The sequence below is a fragment of the Mycobacterium sp. genome (assembly GCF_040509115.1).
Taxonomy (GTDB): domain Bacteria; phylum Actinomycetota; class Actinomycetes; order Mycobacteriales; family Mycobacteriaceae; genus Mycobacterium.
Map to the genome: position 1 here is coordinate 1 of NZ_JBEVLO010000230.1, position 4465 is coordinate 4465.

Below are 4465 nucleotides of genomic sequence, written 5' to 3' on the forward strand. Positions count from 1 at the left end.
CGTCACCCACGTCGGTTGCGGTTACCCCGTCACCCACGTCGGTTGCGGTTACCCCGTCACCCACGTCGGTCGCGGTTACCCCGACACGCACGCCGGTCGCGGTTACCCCGACGCCCACGCCGGTTGCGGTCACCCCGACACGCACGCCGGTCGCGGTCACGCCGTCACCCACGCCGGTCGCCGTCACCCCGACACGCACGCCGGTCGCGGTCACGCCGTCGGTCGTGCCGAAGCCCACCAAGGACGTCACACCGTCACCCGCGGCGTCGCCGGCGTCCAGCGGCACCCCCGCATCGGGAGGCTCACCGGCGCCCGCCAATCAGCCGCCCGCAGCATCCACCCCAGAGAAGCAGAACGTGTCCGATAAGCAGAAGAAGGGACCGCGCTGGGGACACGGTCGCATCGTCAATCGCGGCCCCGCGCCCTCGGTTATGAGCCCAGCGCAGAAGGAACCGCCGGTCTCGACCGAGCCCAAGACCGACCCGGCGTCGACTCAAGAGAAGGTCAACGCCACGGCCCCGGCTGCCAGTGAAAAGGTCGCCGCGACAACGTAATCCGCCAGATTCGTGTGACGTTCACCGACGTCGACCGGTGAGGTACCAGGTGTGCATGACGCCCTTGCCCTTCACGTCGAGGTCGCCGCGCTCCTCGAAAGAGAAGCTGTCCCGCAGGCGCTCGTAGACGTCGTTGGGCACCTGAATTCTCCCCTCGACGTCGGTGGACTCCATGCGCGCCGCCACGTTGACGGCGTCGCCCCACACGTCGTAAAAGAACTTTCGGGCGCCGACGACGCCGGCCACCACGGGACCGGTGGCCAGTCCGATTCGCAGCGGCACCTCACGGCCCTGCGCGTCGGTGAGGTCGGCTACGGCGTCAGCCATGTCCAGTGCCAGGGCGGCAAGCGCTTCGAGGTGATCGGGGCGCTCGATGGGGACGCCGCTGACCACCATGTAGGAGTCACCGCTGGTCTTGACCTTCTCCAGCCCGTGGCGATCGACCAGGGCGTCGAGTCTGGTGTAGAGCGCGTCCAGGAACTCGACGAGGTCCGCGGGCGCCGTGTCGCTGGTGCGCTCGGTGTAACCGGCGATGTCGGCGAACAGGATCGACGCATCGTCGTACTTGTCGGCGATGACGTCGTGCGCCGGGTCCTTCAGGCGCTCGGCGATGGAGACCGGCAGGATGTTGGCCAGCAGTGCCTCCGACCGCTGGTACTCGGACTCCATCGCCGCCTCGGCCCGTGCGGTCTCGCGCAGGGCGAACCAGACCGTCGCCATCACCAGGACCCATGCCGACAGGGTGTTGATGACGAAACCCATTCGGAACGCCCATTCCGGCTGCGCGCCCGTGCTGTGCGGCACCCACGTCTCCAGGGCGATGACCGTGACCGCACCCAGTGCGGCGAGTGCTCCCGCGATCACGATGTGTTCGATTCCCAGGACGAGTACGACGATCGTGACGGCGACGACATAGTAGAAGTGCAGTCCGATCCCAGTCCCGACGTAGATGCTCACGACCGTGATCGTGGCGTAGGCGACGAGGACGAAGACGATCGGTGCGACGAGGTCACCGAACCGGTACAGCCGGGGGATCAGGAGGAAGGCCAGCGCGGCCGCGAAGTTGACGAAGCCGATCCAGAGCTGGTTCTGAACCAGGACGAACTGCTGGACGCCGAAGAGCACGCTGACGGTGGCGCCGATGCGGGCCGTGACGGTCAGGACGCGGAGTTGGCGGCCCGTGCTGCGCGCCTGGTGCTGAGTGCGGCCGTTGTCCTCGGGGCCTGGTGTGCAGATCGACCGTCGAAGCGGCTCGCCGGCCGCGCCCTCGGGCGTGGAGCAATCGACTGTGACTCCCATCACGGGAGCCTAGCGCCCGCAGATCCGAAAGGTTGCTGGTCAGGACAGGATCGCGGCATGGAAGTCGTCGCTTGACGCGTCGGTGACACCGGCCCGTGCCTTCGCGAAAGATCGTGATGGCGTGCGGCATTCACCGCGATCGGGAGGTTCGCGCGTCGTGATGGGTGCCCTCGGTGAGATTCGAACTCACACTGCACGGGTTTTGAATCCGTTTCCTCTGCCAGTTGGGATACGAGGGCTTCGCGGTGCGGACTCCCACGATAGAGGATGGTCGGAGCGGACCGTCACGGCCCCGCGGTCGCCCAACTGCACCGCTCACTGGACAATGAGGCCATGACCGGGTCATCGACAGACGCAGACAGGCCGCGGCGCGTTCTCATCGCCGAGGACGAAGCTCTCATCCGAATGGATCTCGCGGAGATGCTCCGCGAGGAGGGCTACGAGGTAGTCGGCGAGGCAGGCGACGGACAGGAGGCGGTCGAACTCGCCGAGAGCCTCAAGCCGGACCTGGTGATCATGGACGTCAAGATGCCGCGGCGCGACGGCATCGACGCGGCCGCTGAGATCGCGGCCAAGCGCATCGCGCCGATCCTGATTCTGACCGCGTTCTCGCAGCGCGAGCTCGTCGAGCGGGCCCGTGACGCCGGCGCCATGGCCTACCTGGTGAAGCCGTTTTCGATCACCGACCTCATCCCCGCCATCGAATTGGCCGTCAGCCGATTCGGTGAGATCGCCGCGCTCGAACTCGAAGTCGCGACGTTGTCGGACCGATTGGAGACCCGCAAGCTCGTCGAGAGGGCCAAAGGCCTGCTGCAGTCCAAACAGAAGATGTCAGAGCCCGAGGCGTTCAAGTGGATTCAGCGCGCCGCCATGGACCGCCGGACCACGATGAGGCGGGTTGCCGAGGTCGTGTTGGAAACCCTCGATACACCCAAGGACGCCGCTCCGCCAAGCTAATCGGCCGATCCCGATCGAATTGCTCCGACGTCGCGCGGACGTCTGACGGATACGCTACTTTTCGGTAGCAGGGTCACAGGTTGATCACGACGGCTTCTCCAGTGTTCGTGCTAGCGCACCAACCATTACCGTCAGACTCGCATCGTGACATGTTCGGCAACTGACAATTAGGAGCGTTTTCGATGAATAGTCGAACCCTCGCCCGCGGCTTCGCCGTGATGGGCGTGGCGTCACTCGCAGCCCTCGCAGGCTGTTCGAGTGACAAGGGCGACACCACCTCGGCGGAGTCGAGCAGCAGCGCGACCAGTGGCGCAGCAGCATCCACCTCCGCGCAACCGGAAGTCTCGACCGACTGCCAGCCACCCCAGGCCACCGCGGGTGCGACGCCCAAGACCACGCCGCTGAAGGTCGGAACGCTGCTGCCCGCAACGGGTTCGCTGGCCTTCCTCGGCCCGCCCGAGGTCGCAGGCGTGAACCTGGCCATCCAGGAGATCAATGCCGACGGCGGCGTTCTCGGCGCCCCGGTCGGCCTGGTCACCGGTGACTCGGGCGATACCAGCACCGACACGGCCAATGCCACCGTCGACCGCGAACTCGCCGAGGGCGTCGACGTGATCGTCGGTGCGGCGTCCTCCGGCGTCTCGCTGAAGGTCCTCGACAAGATCGCCGCTGCAGGCGTCGTGCAGTTCTCGCCGGCGAACACGTCGGATCAGTTCGTCTGCTACGCCGACAAGGGCATGTACTTCCGGACGGCGCCCACCGACGTGCTTCAGGCTCAGGCCCTTTCCCAGTTGATCACCGGCGACGGTGCCCAGCGCGTGGCGATCCTCGCCCTCAACGACCCCTACGGCACGGGACTTGCGTCCAACACCGTCAAGGACCTCGAGGCCGCGGGCATTGCGTCGGATCAGATCACCAAGATCATCTACGACCCGAACGCGCAGTCGTTCAACGCCGAGGTCGACCAGGTCAAGGAGTTCAACCCGGATGCCATTGCGGTGATCGGCTTCGAGGAGACCTCCAAGATCATCACCCGCATGCACGAGGTTGGCATCGGCCCGTCAGACGGCAAGCTCGTCTACGGCACCGACGGCAACATGGGCAACGCCCTCGGCGAGGCCGTCGCCCCGGGTCTTCTCGCCGGAATGAAGGGCACCACCCCGCTGACCAACGTCGGCAAGCCGTTCCAGGACCGGTTGCTCGGCATCGATCCCGCGCTGGTGGACTTCAACTACGCCGGTGAGTCGTACGACGCGGTCGTCATCTCGGCGCTGGCCGCCGAGCAGGCGAAGTCGACCGCAGGTGTCGACATCGCGGCGAACATCAACGCCGTGACCCGGGACGGGGAGAAGTGCACCACGTTCAAGCAGTGCAGTGATCTCATCAAGGCGGGGACGGACGTCGACTACGACGGTGTCACCGGCGAACTCACGTTCGCTCCTGCCGGTGAGCCCTCCGTTGGGTCGTACGGCAGCCTGGAGTTCGGCCCCGACAACAAGCTGGAGACCAAGGACTACATCGTCGTCAAGTAGTCGGCTGGAACCTCGCTAGCGAAAGCCGCGGGGCCTGGGTATCGCACTCGGGTCCCGCGGCTTCTCGCTGTCTGCAGTCTTGCCGTCACGCGAAAATGCTTGCAGCACAAACGAGCTCGCCAA

General features: G+C 66.1%; 5 protein-coding genes and 1 tRNA gene. 3 read left to right on the forward strand and 3 right to left on the reverse strand.

All coding sequences use genetic code 11. The features are described 5' to 3' along the window. A partial coding sequence (locus ABW137_RS15855; protein WP_526401581.1) for a hypothetical protein occupies window positions 1–286 on the reverse strand: 286 nt, incomplete at its 3' end. 70 nt (window positions 287–356) lie between these two features. Between ABW137_RS15855 and ABW137_RS15860 the strand changes: the two genes are divergently transcribed. Next, entirely contained in the window at window positions 357–554 is a 198-nt protein-coding gene (locus tag ABW137_RS15860; RefSeq protein ID WP_526401583.1) for a hypothetical protein, read from the forward strand. 21 nt (window positions 555–575) lie between these two features. Here the strand turns inward: ABW137_RS15860 and ABW137_RS15865 are convergent, their stop codons facing one another. Continuing rightward, on the reverse strand, window positions 576–1853 hold the full coding sequence (locus ABW137_RS15865) for an adenylate/guanylate cyclase domain-containing protein (protein ID WP_526401585.1): 1278 nt from the start codon (window positions 1851–1853) through the stop codon (window positions 576–578). Between the two features lie 165 nt (window positions 1854–2018). Next, window positions 2019–2092: transfer RNA gene (locus ABW137_RS15870), tRNA-Leu, on the reverse strand. Between the two features lie 94 nt (window positions 2093–2186). Here ABW137_RS15870 and ABW137_RS15875 point away from each other — a divergent pair. Beyond that, window positions 2187–2810: a two-component system response regulator PdtaR gene (locus tag ABW137_RS15875; protein WP_526401587.1), complete on the forward strand. Its 624-nt coding sequence runs from the start codon at window positions 2187–2189 to the stop codon at window positions 2808–2810. A gap of 182 nt (window positions 2811–2992) precedes the next feature. Then, on the forward strand, window positions 2993–4342 hold the full coding sequence (locus ABW137_RS15880; protein WP_526401589.1) for an ABC transporter substrate-binding protein: 1350 nt from the start codon (window positions 2993–2995) through the stop codon (window positions 4340–4342). The last annotated feature ends 123 nt before the right edge of the window (window positions 4343–4465 follow it).